The sequence below is a fragment of the Sporichthyaceae bacterium genome (genome assembly GCA_036269075.1).
Classification (GTDB): Bacteria; Actinomycetota; Actinomycetes; order Sporichthyales; family Sporichthyaceae; genus DASQPJ01.
Map to the genome: position 1 here is coordinate 19,152 of DATASX010000012.1, position 17,968 is coordinate 37,119.

Genomic DNA, 17,968 nt, shown 5'->3' on the forward strand with positions numbered 1-17,968 from the left:
TTCAGCCGTGTCCGCGGAAGGTTGTACCCGTCAAATGAGTGAAGCCTCCAAGTTGCGCCCGCGTCGTTCCTGCCTCGCTGTACCGGGCAGCAACCCGAAGATGTTGGGCAAGGCCCAGGGCCTGCCCGCCGACCAGGTGTTCCTCGACATCGAGGACTCCGTCGCGCCGCTGGCGAAGCCCGAGGCCCGCAAGAACATCGTCGCCGCGCTGAACGAGGGCGACTGGGCCGGCAAGACCCGCGTGGTCCGGGTCAACGACCTGACCACCTCGTGGACCTACCGCGACACCATCGAGGTCGTCGAGGGCGCCGGACACAACCTCGACTGCATCATGCTGCCGAAGGTGCAGACGGCCGAGCAGATCATCTGGCTGGACACCCTGCTCACCCAGATCGAGAAGACCGTCGGGCTCGAGGTCGGCCGGATCGGCATCGAGGCGCAGATCGAGAACGCCCGCGGCCTGATCAACGTCGACGCGATCGCGGAGGCCTCGCCCCGCGTCGAGACGATCATCTTCGGCCCGGCGGACTTCATGGCCAGCATCAACATGAAGTCGCTGATCGTGGGCGAGCAGCCGCCGGGTTACGACGTCGGCGATGCCTACCACTACATCCTCATGCGGATCCTGATGGCCGCCCGTGCCAACGACCTGCAGGCCATCGACGGTCCGTACCTGCAGATCAAGGACGTCGCCGGCTACCGGCGCGTGGCCGGTCGCTCGGCCGCCCTGGGCTTCGACGGCAAGTGGGTGCTGCACCCCGGCCAGGTCGAGGCGGCGAACGAGGTCTACTCGCCGAGCCAGGAGGACTACGACCAGGCCGAGCTGATCCTCGACGCCTACGACTACTACTGCTCGGCCGCAGGCGGCATGCGCGGTGCGGTCATGCTGGGCGACGAGATGATCGACGAGGCCTCCCGCAAGATGGCGCTGGTCGTGGCCGGCAAGGGCCGCGCGGCCGGCTTCGCCCGCACCCCGAAGTTCGAGCCGCCGGCCGCCTGATCGGCCCACGCTCGCCAGGACGGACCGACGGGGCGCCACCATCGCGGTGGCGCCCCTTCGTGGTTCCGGGTCAGGGCAGGTCGGCCGGCGAACCGGCGTCCGGGACGGTGACAACCTTCTTGCCGGACTTGCGCAGCGCGTCGGCCACGGAGTGGTCGCCGGTGGGCGAGGAGTCGTCGAGCAGCACCAGTTCGTAGTTGCCGGAGCCGATTGCGCTCTGGGTGTGGTGCACCCAGTTCGCGCAGGCGCCGGCTCGGGCTGCGGCGGTCAGCGCGCAATCCTGGGCGAGGAACGAGGTGATGTGCCAGTGCCGGCCGGCGGCGAGCAGTTCCAGGGCCGGCAGCCACGCTCCGGCGCGCGCCCCTCCGGCCAGGGCGACCGACACCGCCGCGGCCTTGTCACCGAAGCTGCAGTTCGCCGGGGCCCAGTTCGGGGCGACCGACCAGCAACCGGCACCGCCGGGCAGATCGGCCGTCGCCGGTGCGGTCGGCGCCGCCGGGGCGGAGCTGACGGCGGCGACCAGTTCCGCGGCGGAGCCGAGCGGGCGCGGGGCCCCGGCCGGGGCCAGGACCAGCCCGCCGAGGCTCAGGGCCGCGCCGGTGGCGATCACGTACGAGCCGCCGGGTCGGATCGGGCTGCGGTTGCGGTTCCAGACGTCGAACTGACGCAGGGTCAGCATTGCGGGCAGCAGGCCCGCCAGGGCCAGGCCGGCCCGCACACCGAAGGGCAGGCCGCGGTCGACGAACGCCGGCAGGATGACGAAGGCCGCCATCCAGCCGAAGGCCGGGAAGGCCAACCGACCCGCGTACTGCACTGGGCGCGAGGCCAGCGGTCCGTCGAGCGATGCGACGCAGGCCCGCCGGGCCGCCAGCAGCATCGCGACCGCGCCGAGGCCGGCCGGCGGGCCACCGGCGAGTGAGGACAGTGGGGCGAAGCCCGCCGCGAGCACGGTGAGCACGCCGAGCCACATGATCACCGTGGCGCCGGTCGAGTTGGTCTGCCAACCGGTCTGGGGGCGAGCGCTGTGCCGGGGCCGCTCGGTGCGCTTAGCACCGGTGCGCAGGCAGGCCAGCGCGACCGCGAACGCTGCCGGGCCGGCCGCCGCGGCGGTGTCGTAGGGGAGCAGTTGGTGGCCCAGGACCAGCAGCAGGGCCGCACCGCGCAGGGCGCGGGCTGCCGAGGGCTCACGGGTCAGGTGGCCCGATCGCGCCGTGCGGCGCTCGGAGCGGGTCGACGGGTCGTCCGATGTCCGCTGCCGGGGGATGACCGGCTGGTCCGTCTCCGGCGTGGTCAATTCGATCGTGGGCACGAGCACCTCCGGGTCCGGCGCGGCAGGTTCGCCGCAGCGCTTGCACTCCACAGCCTGTGCGCGGCCGCAATCAGTGCGCCACCGAAGTACGCCGAACGGGTCAATCCGGACATTCACCGCGAACCTCCGCGTCCCCATTCGTCAACAGTCGCGTGCGGGGCCGCAGGAACGTGACGAAGCCCCCGCCGGCCCGGCGTCCGCGATCCGGCAGAATTGCCGCTCATGGCGAAGACGAACCCAGGCAACTTCTTCGAGGACTTCAGCGTCGGTCAGGTGCTCGAGCACGCGACCCCGCGCACGGTGACCGAGGGCGACCGCGCGCTGTACACCTCGCTGTACCCGACGCGCTTCGCGGTGCCGTCCTCAGCGGCCTTCGCCGCCTCGGTAGGGCTGGACCCGGCGCCGGTCGAGGAACTGATCGCCTTCCACATCGCCTTCGGCAAGACGGTGCCGGACGTCTCGCTGAACGCGGTGGCGAACCTGGGCTACGCCGAGTTGCGCTTCCACCGCCCGGTCGTGCCAGGCGACACCCTGCGCACCACGTCGGAGGTGATCGGGCTCAAGCAGAACTCCAACGGCAAGAGCGGCGTGGTGTACGTCCGGTCCACGGCCACCAATCAGCGCGGCGAGGTGGCCCTGGACTGGGCACGTTGGGTGATGGTGCACAAGCGCGACTTCAACGCAGCCGCGCCTGCCGTAGTGCTGCCGGAGCTGGCCGCGGCGCTGTCGGCGAAGGAACTGATCCTTCCGGCCGGGCTGGACTTCACGAACTACGACTTCGCCGCCGCCGGCGAGCCGTACCGCTGCGGCGACTATGAGGTCGGCGAGAAGATCGACCACGTCGACGGGGTCACGCTCACCGAGGCCGAGCACATGCTGGCCACCCGCTTGTGGCAGAACACCTCGAAGGTGCACTTCAACGTCGAGGCGCGCCCGGACGGCAAGCGCCTGATCTACGGCGGCCACATCATCTCGCTGGCCCGCGCCCTGTCCTTCAACGGCCTGGCCAACGCCCAACTGATCGCCGCCATCAACGCCGGCGCCCACACGTCCCCGGCGTTCGCCGGCGACACCGTCTACGCCTGGTCCGAGGTGCTCGACAAGTCCGAGACCGACGCGCCCGGGGTCGGCGCGTTGCGCCTGCGGCTGGTTGCCACCCGTGGCCGCGACGAGTCGATGGCCCTGCGCGGCGAGGACTCCAAATACGTGGCCGACGTCCTGCTGGATCTGGACTACTGGGCACTGATCCCGGTCTGACGCAGTCTCAGATCGATTTCCGGTAAGCGATCTGATGCACCGTCCGGCCGGCCGCTCGCGCGCGCCGGCCGTACTTCGTCTCCGGCGGTGCCGGCAGCTCGACCCGACGCAGCGGGTGGGCCGACAGCTCGGCGCGCAGTGCCGCGGCGTAGGTGTCGTCGTCGACCACGACGTGGATCACGCCGTCGGGTGCCAGCAGCTCCAGGCAGCGGGTGAGCACCGCCGGCGAGAACAGCCGCCGGGCGGCGTGCCGGCGCTTGGGCCACGGGTCCGGATGCAGCGCCTGCACGATCATCAATGATCGGGGCGCGAGCAGGGGCAGCAGGCTCGTGACGTCGGCGGGCAGGACGCGGACGGTGTCCAGGCCCGCCTCGGCGATGCGGTCCATCGCCCGCAGTTGGCCGGGGGCGTGCGGGTCGACCCCGAGGATCCGGTGCTGCGGCACCTGCGCGGCCAGCGCCAGCAACGACTCCCCGTAGCCGAAGCCGATGTCGAGCACCTGCGGCGCCCAGGCGGCCGCGTCCATGGCGTCGGCGAATGCCAGGTCGGCGGCCCGGACCGCGAGGCGCGCCCGCTTGGGCTCCGGCATCCGCCCCCGGTTGCGCCAGCTGCGCGGCTGAAACCCTTCCGACTTCTGCGGCGTGTCGCACCCTTCGGCGGGTTGCGAAGCGTGGGACGGGCCGCAGATGTCGGGAAGCGGGGTCAGGCTCATCGGGGCAGCATCCCCCACTGCTCGAGCGTGTCCACCAGGCCGGGCGCAGTGTCCAGCACGACCAGTTCCGCGCGGCGCACCCAGCGCGCGTCGGTGGCGTCGTCGCCGGCCCGCAGCCGCCCGCCGGCCACCGCGCAGGCGTAGTCGCGCACGTCGTAGGAAATCCCGTCGATCCCGGGCAGCACGACCGTGCCGATCCGGATCCCGACCGTGACCTCCAACCCGGTCTCCTCGACGACCTCCCGGCGCACGGCCTCGATGTCGGTCTCCGCGCCCTCGACCCGTCCGCCCGGCAGCGACCACCGACCCGCCGCGGGCGGGTTCGCCCGCCGGATCATCAACAGCCGGTGCTCGTCGTCGTGGACGATCGCCCCGACGCACGGCACCACACTCGGCAACGCGCCCATCCCGCAAGCCTAAGAACGTCAACCTGTGCGGGCGTGTGGGGGCATCAGGAGTCGCTGAAAGCCCGACACGCCGACACAAGTGCGAGGTACGTCGAGCGCGAGTGTTGCTGGAGGGGTTGACGAGTCGGGCTGCGGCGTGGAACGTCGGGTGCATGAGGCCGCCGACCCTGGTCCCGGTGACCGGTCCGGGCGCCCCGTCATGACGGGGCAGCACAGCTGTGCGCGATGTGGTGGGCCGGTGCGGGCCCCGGGGCTCTGGTCGAATGCCTGGCGGTGCGCCGAGCACGGGGACACCGATCCGGTGTCCCCGGTCGGGCTGCCGGTGCACGACCGGATCGCCAAGGACGTGCAGGGTTCGCGGGTGCCGTTCTGGATGCCCTGGCCGCTACCCGCCGGCTGGCTGGCCACCGGGCTGACCTGGGCCGGCGACGAACGGCACGGCGCGCGCGCCGGGCTGATCGCCTGCGCCGGGCCGAACCCGCTCGGCGGGTTCTCCGAGCTGCTGGTGATCGCCGAGGAGCCCGGTGTCGGGCTCGGCTCGCACTGGGCGGGCATGCCCGGGCTCGACCCGGGGCCCAGCCTGTCCACGACCACCGGCCCGCATGCCAAGGTCACGGTGGCCGGCCACCCGACGGCGCTGTGGTGCGTCGACGGCGAGCCGGACCGCGCGGTCTACGTCGGCGAGGCCAACGCCATGTGGCTGTGGCTGATCATCTGGCCGGCCGGGGCCGGGGCGTTGGTCCACGACAACCTCACGTTCGTCGACCTGCGCGAGGCCCCCCGCGACCTGCAGATTCCGCTCGGAGCGCTGTCCACCCGGCTGACTGCCGGCGCCACGCGGGCACCGCACTCCTGAGGACTGGGTCAGCTGCCGGCGGGGGATACTCCCCACCATGCTGACCGACTGCCGGGCCAAGTCCGGGCACGTGATCGTCTGCGGCCTCGGTGGCGTGGCGATGCGGACGATCGAGCAGCTGCACCTGTCTGGGGTGGCGGTGGTCGTGGTCGCCGACGGTGGCCAGACGCAGCGGCAGCAGGCGCTGGTGCGGTGGGGGATCCCGCGGATCGCGGCCAGTGCCCGCGACCAGACGGCTCTGGTTGCCGCCGGTTTGGCCGGCGCGGTCGCGGTTGTCTGCGCGATGGACGACGACCTGATCGGCCTGGAGACCTCGCTGCTGATCCTGCGGGTGCGACCGGACGTGCGGCTGGTCGTCCAGCTCTCCAACCCGGCCGTGGGTCGGGCGTTGAGCGGCCTCACCGGCCCGGGCACGGTGCTCGACGTGGCGACCTTGTCCGCGCCCTCGGTCGTGGAGACCTGCCTGCGGCAGCGTGAGCACCTGATGGACATCGAGGGTGCCCGGTTCGTCGCCACCGAGTTGATCGCCACCACGGACGGCACACTGCGGCAGCTGTTCGGCAATCTCGCGCCGATCGCGGTGGTCCACGACGGAGCCACGCAAGCCGCCGCCACGGGGCCGGGCGCCCTGGTCGTGTGCCCCGGGCGCGACCACCGGGTGTCGGCGGGCGACCGGGTCTCGGTGATCGGAACCGAGGAGGAGCTGGCCGGCCACGGATCGCGGCGGGCAGTGTTCGAGGACGGCCTCGTGCGTCCCACCGGGGCGTCGGCGGTGTTCGCGGCTGCGTCCCGTTTGATGCGCACGCTGGCCCGTGAGGCCGACCGCGCGATGGGCGTGACGCTGGGGCTGCTGCTTGTGGTCACTCTCATCTCGGTCCTTGTGCTGCGATCCGGATACCGCAAGCCCGGTGGCCACCACATGAACGTCATCGACGCGATCTACTTCACCGTCGAGACCATCGGCACGATCGGCTATGGCGACTTCTCCTTCGCCCAGCAGTCCCAGGGCCTACGGATCTACGCGATCGGCCTGATGATCGTCGGGGTCACGTTGGCTGCGGTCCTGTTCGCGCTGGTCACCAACCTGCTGGTGTCCCGTCGCATCGCCGAGTCGCTCGGCCGGCGCAACGTCGGCCGGTTGCGGGGGCACGTTGTCGTGGTGGGCCTCGGGTCGGTCGGCGTGCGGGTGATGGAAGGCCTCAAGGCCGCCGGGGTAACGGTCGTCGTCCTGGAACGCGACGAGGACAACCGCTACCTGTCCCAGGCCCGTGGCCTGGGCGTGCCGATTGTGATTGGCGACGCGACCCAGCCGGCCACGCTGCGCTCGGTCGCGCTGGACCGGGCCAAGGCAGTGGCGGTGCTGACCAGCGACGACCTGGTCAACATCGAGACCGGCCTGGCCGTGCGCGATCAGTTGGGCGAGCGGTTCAAGGACGTCCCGGTCGTCCTACGGGTATTCGACGCCACGCTCGCCGAGACCGTCGAGACGAGTCTCGGGTTCGCCTACGTCCGCTCGGCCTCGGCCCTCGCGGCGCCCTGGTTCGTCGGCGCGGCCCTCGGGCTGCACGTTCTGAACACGTTCTACATCGAGCGGGTGCCGTTCCTGATGGCCCGACTGGTGGTCGCGTCCGACGGCGGGCTGGACGGCCTGGCCATGCAGGAGCTGTCGGCCCGGACCCGGGTCATCGCCATCCGTCGGGCCGATGCCCCGGACTCCCTGGAACATCCGCCGCGCAGCGGCACCCGCTTCCGAGCCGGGGACCAGGCCTACCTGGTCGGCCCCTACGAGGAGCTGCTCCAGGTGCTGCGCCGCGACGCCCTGTCGGCCAGCCAGCTGCCGACCCCCGTCGACAACTCGACCCGCCGGACCTCGCAACGCGGCTGGTGACGGCCCCATAACCCCCGACTTCTGGGGCCTGTCCCACGTATCGGCACGCGTCGACAGGTGGGACAGGCAGCAGAAGTGGGGAAATTTGGGGCGGGCGGGCTCAGCTGCTGGTCTCCAGCTCGAACCAGACCTGCTTGCTGCCGCCGAACTCCGACCAGCCCCAGCGGGTGGCCAAGGCCTCGACGAGCATCATCCCGCGGCCGCCGGTGGCTTCGGGCTGCGCGTTGCGCACCCGGGGCGGCTCGCCCGGACGGCCGTCGTGGACCTCGACGCGTACCCCCTGGTCGGCCCGCCGGGCCACCAGACGCATCGGCTGTTGGCCGTAGCGCAGGGCGTTGGTCACCAGTTCGCTGGTCAGCAGAGCCGCGACGCCCTCGGCGTCGGGCACGCCCCAACGGTCGAGGCTGTGGCCTACCAGGTGCCGGGCTCGGCTGACCTCACCCGGTTCGTCGCGCAGCGCAGTGCGCAGCTCCACGCAGAATCATCCTTCGTCGGTGTCGAAAAACATCCGGCACAGGCAACGGCGCCGGGCGATCGGATCGTCCGGCGAGGAACACGAGCGCAGTAGCACCCTGCCCGCAACCATGTTGCCCTGTCCGGGGCAAGTTTCAAGGGCCTTCGTCGAAGCTCGCCGCGATCTTTGCGGGAGTGGGGAGGCCGGCCCAGAACCGCATCAGCACCGCCGCCGTCCCGACCGGGTTCTCGACCGCCGGGGAATGGCCGGCGCCCTCGATCGCCACCCCCGCCGCGCCCAGCCGGGCGGCCATGTCGGCCTGCACACCAGGCAACCACACATCGTCGGTGGCGCCCCACAGCACCAGTGTCGGCACCCCGGCCGCGGCCAGTTCGGCGGTCCGGTCCTCGGCGCTCAGCAGGATGGCGGCGAGCGTCGCGAGGTTCTGGGCGGTGGTCTGCTTGAACCGCCGCTCCAGAAACTCCAGCACCTCCGGGGCGATCCCGACGTGCTCCCCGTTGGCCTCCGCGGTGGCGTTCACCACGCCCCAGATGTCGGCCACCGAGAACATGGTCAGCGCGCCGATCAACGTCTCCAGCTTGTCCGCCGAGGGCCCGCTCAGCCGGCCCGGCCCTGAGCACAGCAACGTGGCGGAGGCCACCGCCTCGGGTGCCGCGATCGTGGCCTGCCGCACCGCGAGCCCGCCGAAGCTGTGTCCGACCAGATGCACCGGGCCGCCGGTCGTCTCGGCGATCGCGAGCAGGTCGGCGCCGAGCGCGTCCAGGCTGTAGGCCTCGGCGTCATCCGGACCCGGTGTCTCGTACTGGCCGCGCTGGTCGATCGCGATCACTTCGTAGCCCGCGCCGGACAACGATTCGAGAACGGTGAGAAAATCCTCTTTGGACCCGGTGAAACCGGGAACGAGGAGAGCAGTGCCCCGCGGGTGAGACCCCTGGGGCGGATGTGCCTCATGTACGGCGAACGGTCCGCGCGAAGTGCGCAACAGGTGGGCGCGAGCGCCGGCGGGCAGCCGCAGGTGTGGCGGAGTACTCACAACTGGCGACGTTATCGGCGAAGCGGTGATGTCGCGAAACATGCGGAAGGGCATGATTGTCCCTGTGACAAGCACGTTGGCTGTGGCGAATCAAAAGGGTGGGGTCGCCAAGACCACGACGGTCGCCTCATTGGGTACCGCGTTGGGCGAACTCGGGAAGCGCGTCGTCGTCGTCGACCTCGATCCGCAGGCCTGCCTCACATTCTCCCTCGGGCTCGACCCGGACGAGTTGGAGTTGTCGATCCACGACGTCCTGCTCGGTCGGGTACCTGCCCGTACCGCGGTGCAGCGGATCGAGGGCGGCCCCGACCTCCTGCCCGCCGAGATCGACCTGGTCGGTGCCGAGAAATCGCTGGGTACTCGCAACGGGCAGCAGTTCGTGCTGCGCAAGGCGTTGGCCGACCTGGAGAGCGAGTACGACATCGTGATCCTGGACGCCCCGCCCGCGTTGGGTGTGTTGACGATCAACGCGCTGACCGCGGCTGACCACCTACTGATCCCGGTGCAGTGCGAGACCCTGGCGCACCGCGGTGTGAAGCAGTTGCTGGACACCGTCGACAACGTCCGGTCGGTGACCAACAAGCACCTCAACGTGCTCGGGGTGTTGCCGACGCTGTTCGACGGCCGTTCCAAGCACGCCCGCGCGGTGCTCGAGGACATCGGTCAGCGCTACCGGATCCCGGTGCTCGAGCCGGCGATCCCGCGATCGATCCGCTTCGCCGAGGCGCCGGCCGCGGGGCAGACCATCCTCACCACCGCGACTCGTTCGGCAGGCGCGAAGGCCTACCGGGAGCTCGCCAGCCGGTTGCTCAAGGACGGGGCGTTGGAACCTGTGAGATCCCGGTGAGCGAGCTTGCGAGTGAACAAATGTCACAGTGCACGCCGGTGACAGGCTCGCGCGGGTGGACGGAGGCACGCCCGGTGAGCGAGCTTGCGAGTGAACAAATGTCCCAGTGCACGCCGGTGACAGGCTCGCGCGGGTGGACGGAGGCACGCCGGTGAGCGGCTTCGACCGGATCAAGCCCCGGTCCGGTGAGCCGGCCGTCCGCCGGCGAACCCCGATGCCCGCCCCGCGGGGCGACACCGAGGGCAAGCGGGCCCTGTTCAGTCAGCCGGCGCCGGGGCCCGCGCCGATCCCGTTCGGCGCGCTGGTGCTGACGTGCTCCAAGTGCGGGGCGACGACGGCCATGACCGCCGTCCAGGTGCTGACCGCAGCCATCCCGAGCTTCCACCTGCCGATCATCCGCAGGCACTACCCGTCGTGGATGCGTTGCCCGGCGTGCGAGCGGCGGACCTGGGTCCGCGTCAGCGCGCGCCGGCGCTGACCTGGGTCAGCCGCCGGATTCACCCTCGGCCGAACCGCCGCGAGTGCGGCGCCGGGCCCGGCTCGGCTTGTCCGATGCGGCCTCCGCCGGCGCGCCGGCGGAGTCGCCACCGGCACCCTCGCTGACCGGCTGACCGGACCGGGTCCGGTTGCGGCTGCGCTTGCGGACCGGCCGCGGCGCCCGCTTCTCCTCGCTGCCGCCCGAGCCGCCCGAGCCGCGAGCGCCGTCAGAGCCGCGAGCGCCGTCCGATCGTGGCGTCGACCGCGTCTTGGACCGCGCTCGGCCGGTCTCCCCGAGGTCCTCGACCTGTTCGGCGTCCAGCCCGGCCCGGGTCCGTGCCGCCTTGGGCAGGACGCCCTTGGCCCCGGCCGGGATGTTCAGGTCGGAGTACAGGTGCGGCGAGGTCGAGTAGGTCTCCGCCGGTTCGCCCAGACCGAGCCCCAGGGCCTTGTCGATCAGCGTCCAGCGGGTCATGTCGGCCCAGTCGACGAACGTGACCGCGACCCCGGTGCGCCCGGCCCGACCGGTGCGGCCGATGCGGTGCAGGTAGGTCTTGTCGTCGTCGGGGCACTCGTAGTTGATGACGTGGGTGACGTCGTCGACGTCGATGCCGCGGGCGGCGACGTCGGTGGCCACGAGCACGTCGACCTTGCCGTTGCGGAACGCCCGCAGCGCCTGCTCGCGGGCGCCCTGCCCCAGGTCGCCGTGCACGGCGGCGGCGGCGAAGCCTCTCTCGGTCAACCCGTCGGCGACGTTCTGGCACAGCCGTCGGGTCGGGGCAAACACCATCACCAGTCGGCGGCCCTCGGCCTGCAGGATCCGGGCCAGGCACTCGATCTTGTCGAGTTGGTGGGTCCGGTACACGTACTGCGAGGTCAGCGGGACGGTTTGCTCGGCCGAGGCGGACTCGGCCCGGATGTTCGTCGGGGTCCGCAGGTACCGCCGGGCCAGCGACATGACCGGGCCCGGCATGGTCGCCGAGAACAGCATCGTCTGGCGGTTGGCCGGGGTGTCGGAGATCAGCCGCTCGACGTCGGGCAGGAAGCCCAGGTCGAGCATCTCATCGGCCTCGTCGAGCACGAGGGACTTGACGTGGGAGAGGTCGAGCAGCCGTTGCTTGCGCAGGTCGAGCAGGCGCCCGGGGGTGCCGACCACGACCTCGACCCCGGCCTTCAGCATCGCGACCTGAGGCTCGTACGCGCGACCGCCGTAGATCGCGGCCACCCGAACCCCGCGGCGGCGGCCGGCCAGTTCGAGATCTCCGGTCACCTGGACGCAGAGCTCGCGGGTAGGGACGATCACCAGCGCCTGCGGGGCGCCGGGCACCGCCAGGTCGGCGAAGTCGTCGTCCATCGGCCCCACCAGACGCTGCAGGAGCGGGATGCCGAAGGCCAGGGTCTTGCCGGTGCCGGTGCGCGCCTGCCCGATCACGTCGGTGCCGGTCAGCGCGATCGGCAGGGTCATTTCCTGGATGGGAAAGGCCTCGCGAATGCCTACCTCGGCAAGCGCGTCGGTGATCGCGGCGATCACGCCGAGATCGTGGAAAGTTGTCAGGATCGATCGCCTCTCGGCGTCTGCGCCGGCGCCGTGGGCCGGCTGGAAATCATCAATAGTCAACCGGAGCATAACCGTTCGCGGTCGCACGAATGAGCCGCGTGACGCGCGGCCCCGCTCGCGCCCGTCTCGACGTGGGTGTCCAGTACCTCGCGGCACATACGCGGCGTTGCCGGGCGGCGGCCCCGGCGCCTGTCGCGGCACGACCTAAACTCGGCCCATGACGGCCCAGGAACCGGGTGCACCCAGCGCCGTGACCCGGCCGGCCGATCCCCAGCATCTCGCCGCGGTGATCGACCTGCTGGGGCTCATGGCCTGCGCGGAACTGCTGGCCTTCGAGCGCCTGGCGCACGACGCCGCGTTGGCCCCGACGATCGCCGACAAGGCCGAGGTGGCCAGCATGGCGGTGGCCGAGTTCAACCACCACCGGCTGCTGTGCGAGCGGCTGACCGAACTGGGTGTGGACCCGGGCGTCGCGATGGAGCCGTTCGTCGAGGACCTGTCGGCGTTCCACCGGCGCACCGCGGCCGGGAACTGGCTCGAGGGCCTGATCAAGGCCTTCGTCGGCGACGGCCTGGCGGCGGACTTCTACCGCGAGATCGGGATCCACCTGGATCCCGCCACCCGTGAGCTGGTGCTGCGGGTGCTGGCCGACACCGGTCACTCGGAGTTCGCGGTCGACCGGATCCGGGGCGCGATCGCCGCCGACCGCCGGGTCGCCGGGCCGCTCGCGCTCTGGGGTCGCCGGTTGGTGGGTGAGGTCGTCACGCAGGCGCAGCAGATCGCCGCTGAGCGGGAGGGCCTGACGGCGCTGGTCGTCGGCGGGGCGGGGATGGACCTGACCGAGATCGCCGCCATGCTCGACCGGCTGACCAAGGCGCACACCGATCGGATGGCCGCGCTGGGCCTCGACGCCTAGGTGCTAGTCCGGCCGGCGCAGGCGATCGAGCAACGCCGCCGACATCTCCGCTTCCAGGCGCTTCTGGCTGGGTCGGACCGCGTCGCGGGGGAAGATCAGGTCGTCGAGCAGGGCCATGCCCAGCACCATGGCGGCGGCCGAGGCGCGGGTCTCGGGCCCGAAGCGACCGAAGCCGGGCACCTCGGTGAGCTCGCCGATCCCGAGGATCTTCTGGAGCTCGGCGGAAAGCTGATCGAGCAGGTCGTCCTGCGCCGGTGCCCGGTCTCGATCGGCACTGCCGTCGACCCGGTGCGCGACCGCCGCGATCAGGATCGAGCGGTACTCCCGCGCCAGGCGCGACAAGTGCTCCACGAATCGTTCGACGCGCTGCTGCGGTGACGACCGGCTCGGGTTGTTGCGCGCCTCCAGATACTCGTCGACCACCTCGCCGAACGGACTGACGAACGCCGCCGCGAACAGGCCGGCCTTGTCGGAGAACTGGTTGAAGATCACCGTCTCGGACGCCTCGGCGCGAGCCGCGATCGCCTTGGTGGTGGCGCCGGAGTAGCCCTTGGACAGGAACTCGTCCCGCGCCGCCCGCAGCAGCAGTTCGCGCACGTCCGCGGACGTGCGGCGGGGCCTCTTCTTCGACGCATTCATTGACTAGTGACACTACACAGCTGCTAGTGTCCGTCGTTATGTGGTGTTACTACACAGCGGTGCCGCGGCGGAGCATTCCGACGTGGCACTGACGAACCGACTCGACCCCGCCACGGCGGGTCCGGCGCTGCAGCGTTGGCTGGCCGACCACCTCGACGGGGAGGTCGTTGTCGCCGATGTCGTGGTGCCCCGCTCGAACGGGATGTCCTGCGAGACGGCGCTGTTCACCGCACAGCAGCGCCGCTTCGTCGTGCGGGTCGCGCCGGCCGATGGCGTCGGCCTGTTCCCGGCCTATCGGCTCCAGGACGAGGCGGCGGTCATGCGTGCGCTCGAGCACACCGCGGTCCCGACCCCGCGCGTCGTCGCCGTCGAGGCCGACCCAGCTGTCCTGGGCGGTCGCTTCCTGGTGATGGAGCACATCGAAGGGCGGGTCCCACCGGACGATCCGCCCTACTCGCTGGACGGCTGGGTGCTCGAGCTGTCCCCCGAGCAGCAGGGCCGTCTGGTCGACAACGCGATCGCGACGATCGTCGAGGTCTCCCGCGCCGACTGGTCCGCCCTGGGACTGCGCCTGCCCCGGGTCGGGGTTGCCGCCCAGGTCGACCACCTGGACCACCTGCACGCGACCGGCCACCGCGGGACGCCGCACCCGACGATCGCGGCCGGGCTGGAGTACCTGCGCGCGAATGCCCCGACCGGCGAGGCGCTCGCGTTGTGCTGGGGCGACGCCCGGATCGGCAACATGCTCTTCGCCGACGACCTGTCGGTGACCGGCGCGCTGGACTGGGAGCTCGCCTCGATCGGCAGTCGGGAACTGGACGTCGCGTACTTTCTGTACGCGCTGCGGCTCTGGAGCGAGGGCTTCGGCGCACCGAGCCCGCCCGGCTTCCCGGGCCGCACGGCGATTCTCGCCCGGTTCGAGGAGCTGTCCGGGCTCCCGATGCGGCACCTGCACTACTACGAGTGCCTCGCCGCGGTGTTCGGCGCGCTCGCCATGATGCGCGCGGGCCACCTGATGATCGACGCCGGTCTCGTCCCACCGGACTCGATGATCTGGCTGACCAACCCGCCCAGCGTGATGCTCGCCGGGTACCTGGGGCTGCCGGCGCCGACGGGTGAGGTAACCGGGTGGGCGGGCCACCGCTGATGGCCCATCACATCCAGCCGCCGATCAGCGACCTCATCGGGCTCGACCCCACCGAACAGGCGGGGTGCTACGCCCCGCACACGACCCACACCCACTACTTCGGGTTCCAGATCCCCGAGGCGGGCATCGGCTGTTACAGCTACATCCGCTACCAGCCGTACTTCCCACTGATGCAGGGCAGCGTCCAGATCTTCCAGGGGCTGGACAACACCTGCGTCCTCGACATGGCGCACCTGGACTACTCGATGACGCTGCCCTGGCCGCAGGTCGACGGCAGCGTCATCACGACGACCCGTGGGTATCGCATCGAGTTCACCGAGCTCGGCCGTAAGGCCCGCATCAGCTACCGCAGCGCGGACGGCCGGGCGGCGTTCGAGCTGGAGCAGACGGCCCTGAGTCCGCTGCTGGGCCGAGCCGCGGTCATCCCCGGCGAGAACCATGCCGGTGCCCTGCGCCCCGGTGGCAGCGAGCAGTTCATGCACTGCGTCGGGGAACTCACACTGCACGGCCGCACGTACGCCATCGACTGCAACACCATCCGGGACCGGTCCTGGAACCAGGACCGCACCGAGGACCGGCGCGGTCGCTTCGACCGGCCCATCTCGTGGACGCCCGTGTACTTCGACGACGGCCGGTACTTCAACCAGGTCGGCTTCGAGGGTCCCGACGCGATGTTCGCCTTCGTCGGCCGCGGCGACGAGATCCGCGAGCTTCGCCGCGTCGAGCGCACCGTCACCGAGACCCATCCGACGCTGCACTTCCCCCTGGCGCAGGAGATCGAGGCCGAGGACAGCGCGGGAATCGTGCTGCGCATGCGGGGCCACGCGCTCGCGGCCTCCCCGATCGTCGCCTGGCCCCATGCCTTCACCTACGACAGCGTCTACCGCTGGGAGACCGACGCGGGACAGGTCGGCTACGGGCCGTGCCAGGGCATCTGGTTCGAGGCATTCCAACACCGGATGAAGGCACGTCGGCACCGATGACCGGGCGCATCGCATGAGCCGCCCGCGTGCGGCGGCCCTCGCCGGGCTGCTGGCGCTCGTCCTGCCGATGAGTGGCTGCGGGACGCGGATGTCCCCGGAGCAGATCGCCGCGGCGGACGGCACCGCCCTCACCCTCCGGACGTCCCCGCCGTCAGGACAGCCGGCGGTCACCGCGGATGACGCGGGTCGCGTGAGCGCCGACCCATCGCCGGGCGCCACCGCCGCGGCCGGGCCGTCGACCAGCGTCACGCCCGCGGCGAGTCCCCGTGCCGGCGCCCCAGCTCCGCGGGTGTCGTCCGCGGCGTCCGCGGCACCACGGGTCCCGACCGGTCCGAGCGTGCCAACCGGTGGGGATGGCGCGTGCCGGCAGTCCCTGGCCCCTGTCGTACTCGGGCAGACCTCGCCCAGCTCGGGGATCATCGGTGCCACCGACTTCAACATGCGGACCGGTCTGGCCCTTTGGCTGCGCGAGGTCAACGCACGCGGAGGCGTGCAGTGCCATCCGGTGCGGCTCTACCAGATGGACGACGCGGCCGATCCGGCCCGCGTCACGACGAACCTGGCGACGCTGGTGAACGAGAAGAAGGCGATCGCGATCGTCGGAGCCGGGCTCGGGACCACGTTCGCGGCGGCGAAACGGTTTGCTGAACAGAACCAGGTGCCCTTCGTCGGCGGCGACCTGGTCGAGCCGTCCTGGTTCTCCAGCCGGTGGTTCTTCCCGCAGGGCGGCAGCCCACTGGCGGCCTACGCCGGCGCCATGAAGGAGGCGGCGGTCGCCGCGCACAGCACGAAGGTCGGACTCGTCTACTGCGTCGAGGCCGCGATCTGCGGCCAGATCAACGCCAACTTCGAGGCGATGGCGAAGGTGGCCGGCCTGCAGGTGGTGCTGCGCAAGGTCTCCTCGATCACCTCGCCGGACTACACCGCCGAGTGCCAGGCCCTGCGGTCCGCCGGTGCCGGGGCGGTCTTCGTCGCGATGGAGGGATCGGGCAACGCCCGGTTCGCGCGGTCCTGCATCAGTCTCGGTTACCGACCGGCGATCGCCACCTCGGCGCTGGCCGTGACGGCGGAGTCCGTACTCGACCCGAACATCCGCCGGCTCGGCGCGTTCCTCGGCGCCGCGACGGCCCCGTTCCTGGCGACCGACTCCCCGGGGGCCCGGGGCTTCCGCGCGGCCTACGACCGCTTCGCGCCGGGCTCGTCGGTGGACCAGAACTCGATCACCCAGTTCACCGCGGGACGCCTGTTCGAGGCGGCTGTCGCGGCAGTCTCGGCGAGCGCGCGCACCGGCCCGATCACCCGGGAACTGCTCCTGGACGGGCTCTGGCGGGTGAAGAACGAGACCCTCGGCGGGCTGGCACCACCGGTCACGTTCCACCGGGACACGCTTCCGGCCGCGAACGACTGCTACGCGTCCCTGACCATCGCGGCCGCCGGCTACGCCGCCCCCGAGGGCGGCCGATTCGAGTGCTTCGCCGGCCTGCCGCCGGGTTATTGAACGAGGGCGCCGCGCCGCCCTTCCCAGCAGGCTCCTAGAGCGCGCCGAAGCCCACGCGGCGGGCTTCGGGCTCGCCGATCTCCACGTAGTTGATCTTGTCGGCGGCGACGATGATCTTGCGACCGCGCTCGTCGACCAGGGTGAGCACGGCGGTGTCTCCGGCCAGCGCAGCCGCCACCGCGGCCTCGATCTCCTCGGCCTCGCTCGGGCTGTCCACCGTCAGCTCCCGCGGCGAGTGCTGCACGCCGATCTTGATCTCCACCGATTCCCCTCTCCGTCGAGTACGGACCTTATCCGGCCCGAACCTCGGCTGTGCGGGGCTACGGGTGGGAAGGCTGCAGCGGAACTCCCTTGATGCCTCTCCAGGCGAGCGAGGACACCAGGTCGATGGCTTCCTCGGCGGTGATGGTCGACTCGTCCGCGGCCCAGGCCCGGGCGGTCACCTGCGCGACGCCCGCGAGGCCGGCGCCCAGCAGGCGGCACTCCGGCTCGGGCAGTCCGGTGTCCTCGGCGATGACGTGGCTGATCATCTCGGCGCACTGCCGACCGACCGCCTCGACCCGTTCCCGCACGTCCGACTCGCCGGTCAGGTCCGACTCGAAGATCAACCGGAACGCGCCGGTCTTGTCGCTGACGTAGCTGTAGTAGGCGCCCATGGTCGCCCGCACCCGCAGCTTGTTGTCGGTGGTCGAGGCCAGCGCCGTGCGCAGCGCGCTCACCAGCGACTCGGCGCTCTCGTCCAGCAGTGCCAGGTACAGGTCGCGCTTGCCCGGGAAGTGCTGGTACAGGACCGGCTTGCTGACCCCGGCCTTCTCGGCGATGTCGTCCATCGCGGCGGCGTGGTAGCCCTGCGCCACGAAGACGGCCAGCGCGGCGTCCAGGAGTTGTCGACGACGTGCGGTGCGGGGCAGGCGACCTACTCGTCGCGTCGTCTCGTCGATGGCACTCACCCGAACTCCTCGTTGA

At 71.3% G+C, this 17,968-nt stretch carries 19 protein-coding genes; 10 read left to right on the forward strand and 9 right to left on the reverse strand.

The genetic code is table 11. The features are described from left to right. The first annotated feature begins 34 nt into the window (after positions 1-34). Positions 35-1,000, forward strand: coding sequence for a CoA ester lyase (locus VHU88_02020; protein HEX3610441.1), 966 nt, complete (start codon positions 35-37; stop codon positions 998-1,000). Positions 1,001-1,070: 70 nt separating this feature from the next. Here VHU88_02020 and VHU88_02025 read toward each other — a convergent pair whose 3' ends face one another. Continuing rightward, positions 1,071-2,309: a hypothetical protein gene (locus VHU88_02025; GenBank protein ID HEX3610442.1), complete on the reverse strand. Its 1,239-nt coding sequence runs from the start codon at positions 2,307-2,309 to the stop codon at positions 1,071-1,073. A gap of 222 nt (positions 2,310-2,531) precedes the next feature. On the opposite strand from VHU88_02025, the gene VHU88_02030 reads away from it, so the two are divergent. After that, entirely contained in the window at positions 2,532-3,566 is a 1,035-nt protein-coding gene (locus tag VHU88_02030) for a MaoC family dehydratase (protein HEX3610443.1), read from the forward strand. A 7-nt stretch (positions 3,567-3,573) separates the two neighbouring features. Here the strand turns inward: VHU88_02030 and VHU88_02035 are convergent, their stop codons facing one another. Together VHU88_02035 and VHU88_02040 are read right to left on the reverse strand one after the other, a co-directional pair. Next, on the reverse strand, positions 3,574-4,155 hold the full coding sequence (locus VHU88_02035) for a methyltransferase domain-containing protein (protein ID HEX3610444.1): 582 nt from the start codon (positions 4,153-4,155) through the stop codon (positions 3,574-3,576). A 119-nt stretch (positions 4,156-4,274) separates the two neighbouring features. Next, on the reverse strand, positions 4,275-4,685 hold the full coding sequence (locus VHU88_02040) for an NUDIX domain-containing protein (GenBank protein HEX3610445.1): 411 nt from the start codon (positions 4,683-4,685) through the stop codon (positions 4,275-4,277). Between the two features lie 199 nt (positions 4,686-4,884). Between VHU88_02040 and VHU88_02045 the strand changes: the two genes are divergently transcribed. Then, a complete protein-coding gene (locus tag VHU88_02045) occupies positions 4,885-5,541 on the forward strand; it encodes a DUF6758 family protein (GenBank protein HEX3610446.1) in 657 nt (218 codons plus the stop codon). Between the two features lie 37 nt (positions 5,542-5,578). Then, positions 5,579-7,429 carry an NAD-binding protein gene (locus tag VHU88_02050; protein HEX3610447.1) on the forward strand — a complete coding sequence of 617 codons (1,851 nt, stop codon included), beginning with the start codon at positions 5,579-5,581 and terminating at the stop codon, positions 7,427-7,429. A gap of 100 nt (positions 7,430-7,529) precedes the next feature. On the opposite strand, the gene VHU88_02055 is transcribed toward VHU88_02050, so the two are convergent. Both VHU88_02055 and VHU88_02060 read right to left on the reverse strand, forming a co-directional pair. Then, the gene (locus VHU88_02055; protein ID HEX3610448.1) at positions 7,530-7,904 is read right to left on the reverse strand and encodes an ATP-binding protein; all 375 of its coding nucleotides are present in this window, start codon (positions 7,902-7,904) and stop codon (positions 7,530-7,532) included. Positions 7,905-8,037: 133 nt separating this feature from the next. Beyond that, positions 8,038-8,991: an alpha/beta hydrolase gene (locus tag VHU88_02060; protein HEX3610449.1), complete on the reverse strand. Its 954-nt coding sequence runs from the start codon at positions 8,989-8,991 to the stop codon at positions 8,038-8,040. A 10-nt stretch (positions 8,992-9,001) separates the two neighbouring features. Here VHU88_02060 and VHU88_02065 point away from each other — a divergent pair, with 10 nt between their 5' ends. Then, positions 9,002-9,784, forward strand: a complete 783-nt coding sequence (locus VHU88_02065) for a ParA family protein (protein HEX3610450.1) — start codon at positions 9,002-9,004, stop codon at positions 9,782-9,784. 133 nt (positions 9,785-9,917) lie between these two features. Continuing rightward, positions 9,918-10,262, forward strand: coding sequence for a hypothetical protein (locus VHU88_02070; GenBank protein ID HEX3610451.1), 345 nt, complete (start codon positions 9,918-9,920; stop codon positions 10,260-10,262). 6 nt (positions 10,263-10,268) lie between these two features. Here VHU88_02070 and VHU88_02075 read toward each other — a convergent pair whose 3' ends face one another. Then, complete coding sequence (locus VHU88_02075) at positions 10,269-11,792, reverse strand: DEAD/DEAH box helicase (GenBank protein ID HEX3610452.1); 1,524 nt, start codon at positions 11,790-11,792, stop codon at positions 10,269-10,271. Positions 11,793-12,036: 244 nt separating this feature from the next. On the opposite strand from VHU88_02075, the gene VHU88_02080 reads away from it, so the two are divergent. After that, positions 12,037-12,735: a ferritin-like fold-containing protein gene (locus tag VHU88_02080; GenBank protein ID HEX3610453.1), complete on the forward strand. Its 699-nt coding sequence runs from the start codon at positions 12,037-12,039 to the stop codon at positions 12,733-12,735. 3 nt (positions 12,736-12,738) lie between these two features. On the opposite strand, the gene VHU88_02085 is transcribed toward VHU88_02080, so the two are convergent. Further along, positions 12,739-13,374, reverse strand: coding sequence for a TetR/AcrR family transcriptional regulator (locus tag VHU88_02085; GenBank protein ID HEX3610454.1), 636 nt, complete (start codon positions 13,372-13,374; stop codon positions 12,739-12,741). Positions 13,375-13,456: 82 nt separating this feature from the next. Between VHU88_02085 and VHU88_02090 the strand changes: the two genes are divergently transcribed. The 3 genes from VHU88_02090 to VHU88_02100 are packed head-to-tail and all read left to right on the forward strand — an operon-like array spanning position 13,457 to position 17,002. Next, complete coding sequence (locus tag VHU88_02090) at positions 13,457-14,521, forward strand: phosphotransferase family protein (protein ID HEX3610455.1); 1,065 nt, start codon at positions 13,457-13,459, stop codon at positions 14,519-14,521. Beyond that, positions 14,503-15,504: a tyrosine protein kinase gene (locus tag VHU88_02095; GenBank protein HEX3610456.1), complete on the forward strand. Its 1,002-nt coding sequence runs from the start codon at positions 14,503-14,505 to the stop codon at positions 15,502-15,504. Before VHU88_02090 ends, VHU88_02095 begins: the two co-directional genes overlap by 19 nt. Before the next feature lie 13 nt (positions 15,505-15,517). Beyond that, positions 15,518-17,002, forward strand: a complete 1,485-nt coding sequence (locus VHU88_02100; protein HEX3610457.1) for an ABC transporter substrate-binding protein — start codon at positions 15,518-15,520, stop codon at positions 17,000-17,002. Between the two features lie 34 nt (positions 17,003-17,036). On the opposite strand, the gene VHU88_02105 is transcribed toward VHU88_02100, so the two are convergent. Together VHU88_02105 and VHU88_02110 are read right to left on the reverse strand one after the other, a co-directional pair. Further along, positions 17,037-17,264 (reverse strand): DUF3107 domain-containing protein, encoded by a 228-nt coding sequence (locus VHU88_02105; GenBank protein ID HEX3610458.1) that lies wholly within the window; start codon positions 17,262-17,264, stop codon positions 17,037-17,039. 58 nt (positions 17,265-17,322) lie between these two features. After that, positions 17,323-17,952, reverse strand: coding sequence for a TetR/AcrR family transcriptional regulator (locus VHU88_02110; protein ID HEX3610459.1), 630 nt, complete (start codon positions 17,950-17,952; stop codon positions 17,323-17,325). Between the last annotated feature and the right edge of the window lie 16 nt (positions 17,953-17,968).

Bases quoted from the DNA above. Each gene is read 5' to 3' on its own strand.
- VHU88_02040 (HEX3610445.1), bottom strand. From the start codon at position 4,685: ATGGGCGCGTTGCCGAGTGTGGTGCCGTGCGTCGGGGCGATCGTCCAC.
- VHU88_02085 (HEX3610454.1), bottom strand. From the start codon at position 13,374: ATGAATGCGTCGAAGAAGAGGCCCCGCCGCACGTCCGCGGACGTGCGC.
- VHU88_02100 (HEX3610457.1), top strand. From the start codon at position 15,518: ATGAGCCGCCCGCGTGCGGCGGCCCTCGCCGGGCTGCTGGCGCTCGTC.
- VHU88_02035 (HEX3610444.1), bottom strand. From the start codon at position 4,155: ATGCCGGAGCCCAAGCGGGCGCGCCTCGCGGTCCGGGCCGCCGACCTG.
- VHU88_02020 (HEX3610441.1), top strand. From the start codon at position 35: ATGAGTGAAGCCTCCAAGTTGCGCCCGCGTCGTTCCTGCCTCGCTGTA.
- VHU88_02030 (HEX3610443.1), top strand. From the start codon at position 2,532: ATGGCGAAGACGAACCCAGGCAACTTCTTCGAGGACTTCAGCGTCGGT.
- VHU88_02045 (HEX3610446.1), top strand. From the start codon at position 4,885: ATGACGGGGCAGCACAGCTGTGCGCGATGTGGTGGGCCGGTGCGGGCC.
- VHU88_02060 (HEX3610449.1), bottom strand. From the start codon at position 8,991: ATGCCCTTCCGCATGTTTCGCGACATCACCGCTTCGCCGATAACGTCG.
- VHU88_02050 (HEX3610447.1), top strand. From the start codon at position 5,579: ATGCTGACCGACTGCCGGGCCAAGTCCGGGCACGTGATCGTCTGCGGC.
- VHU88_02080 (HEX3610453.1), top strand. From the start codon at position 12,037: ATGACGGCCCAGGAACCGGGTGCACCCAGCGCCGTGACCCGGCCGGCC.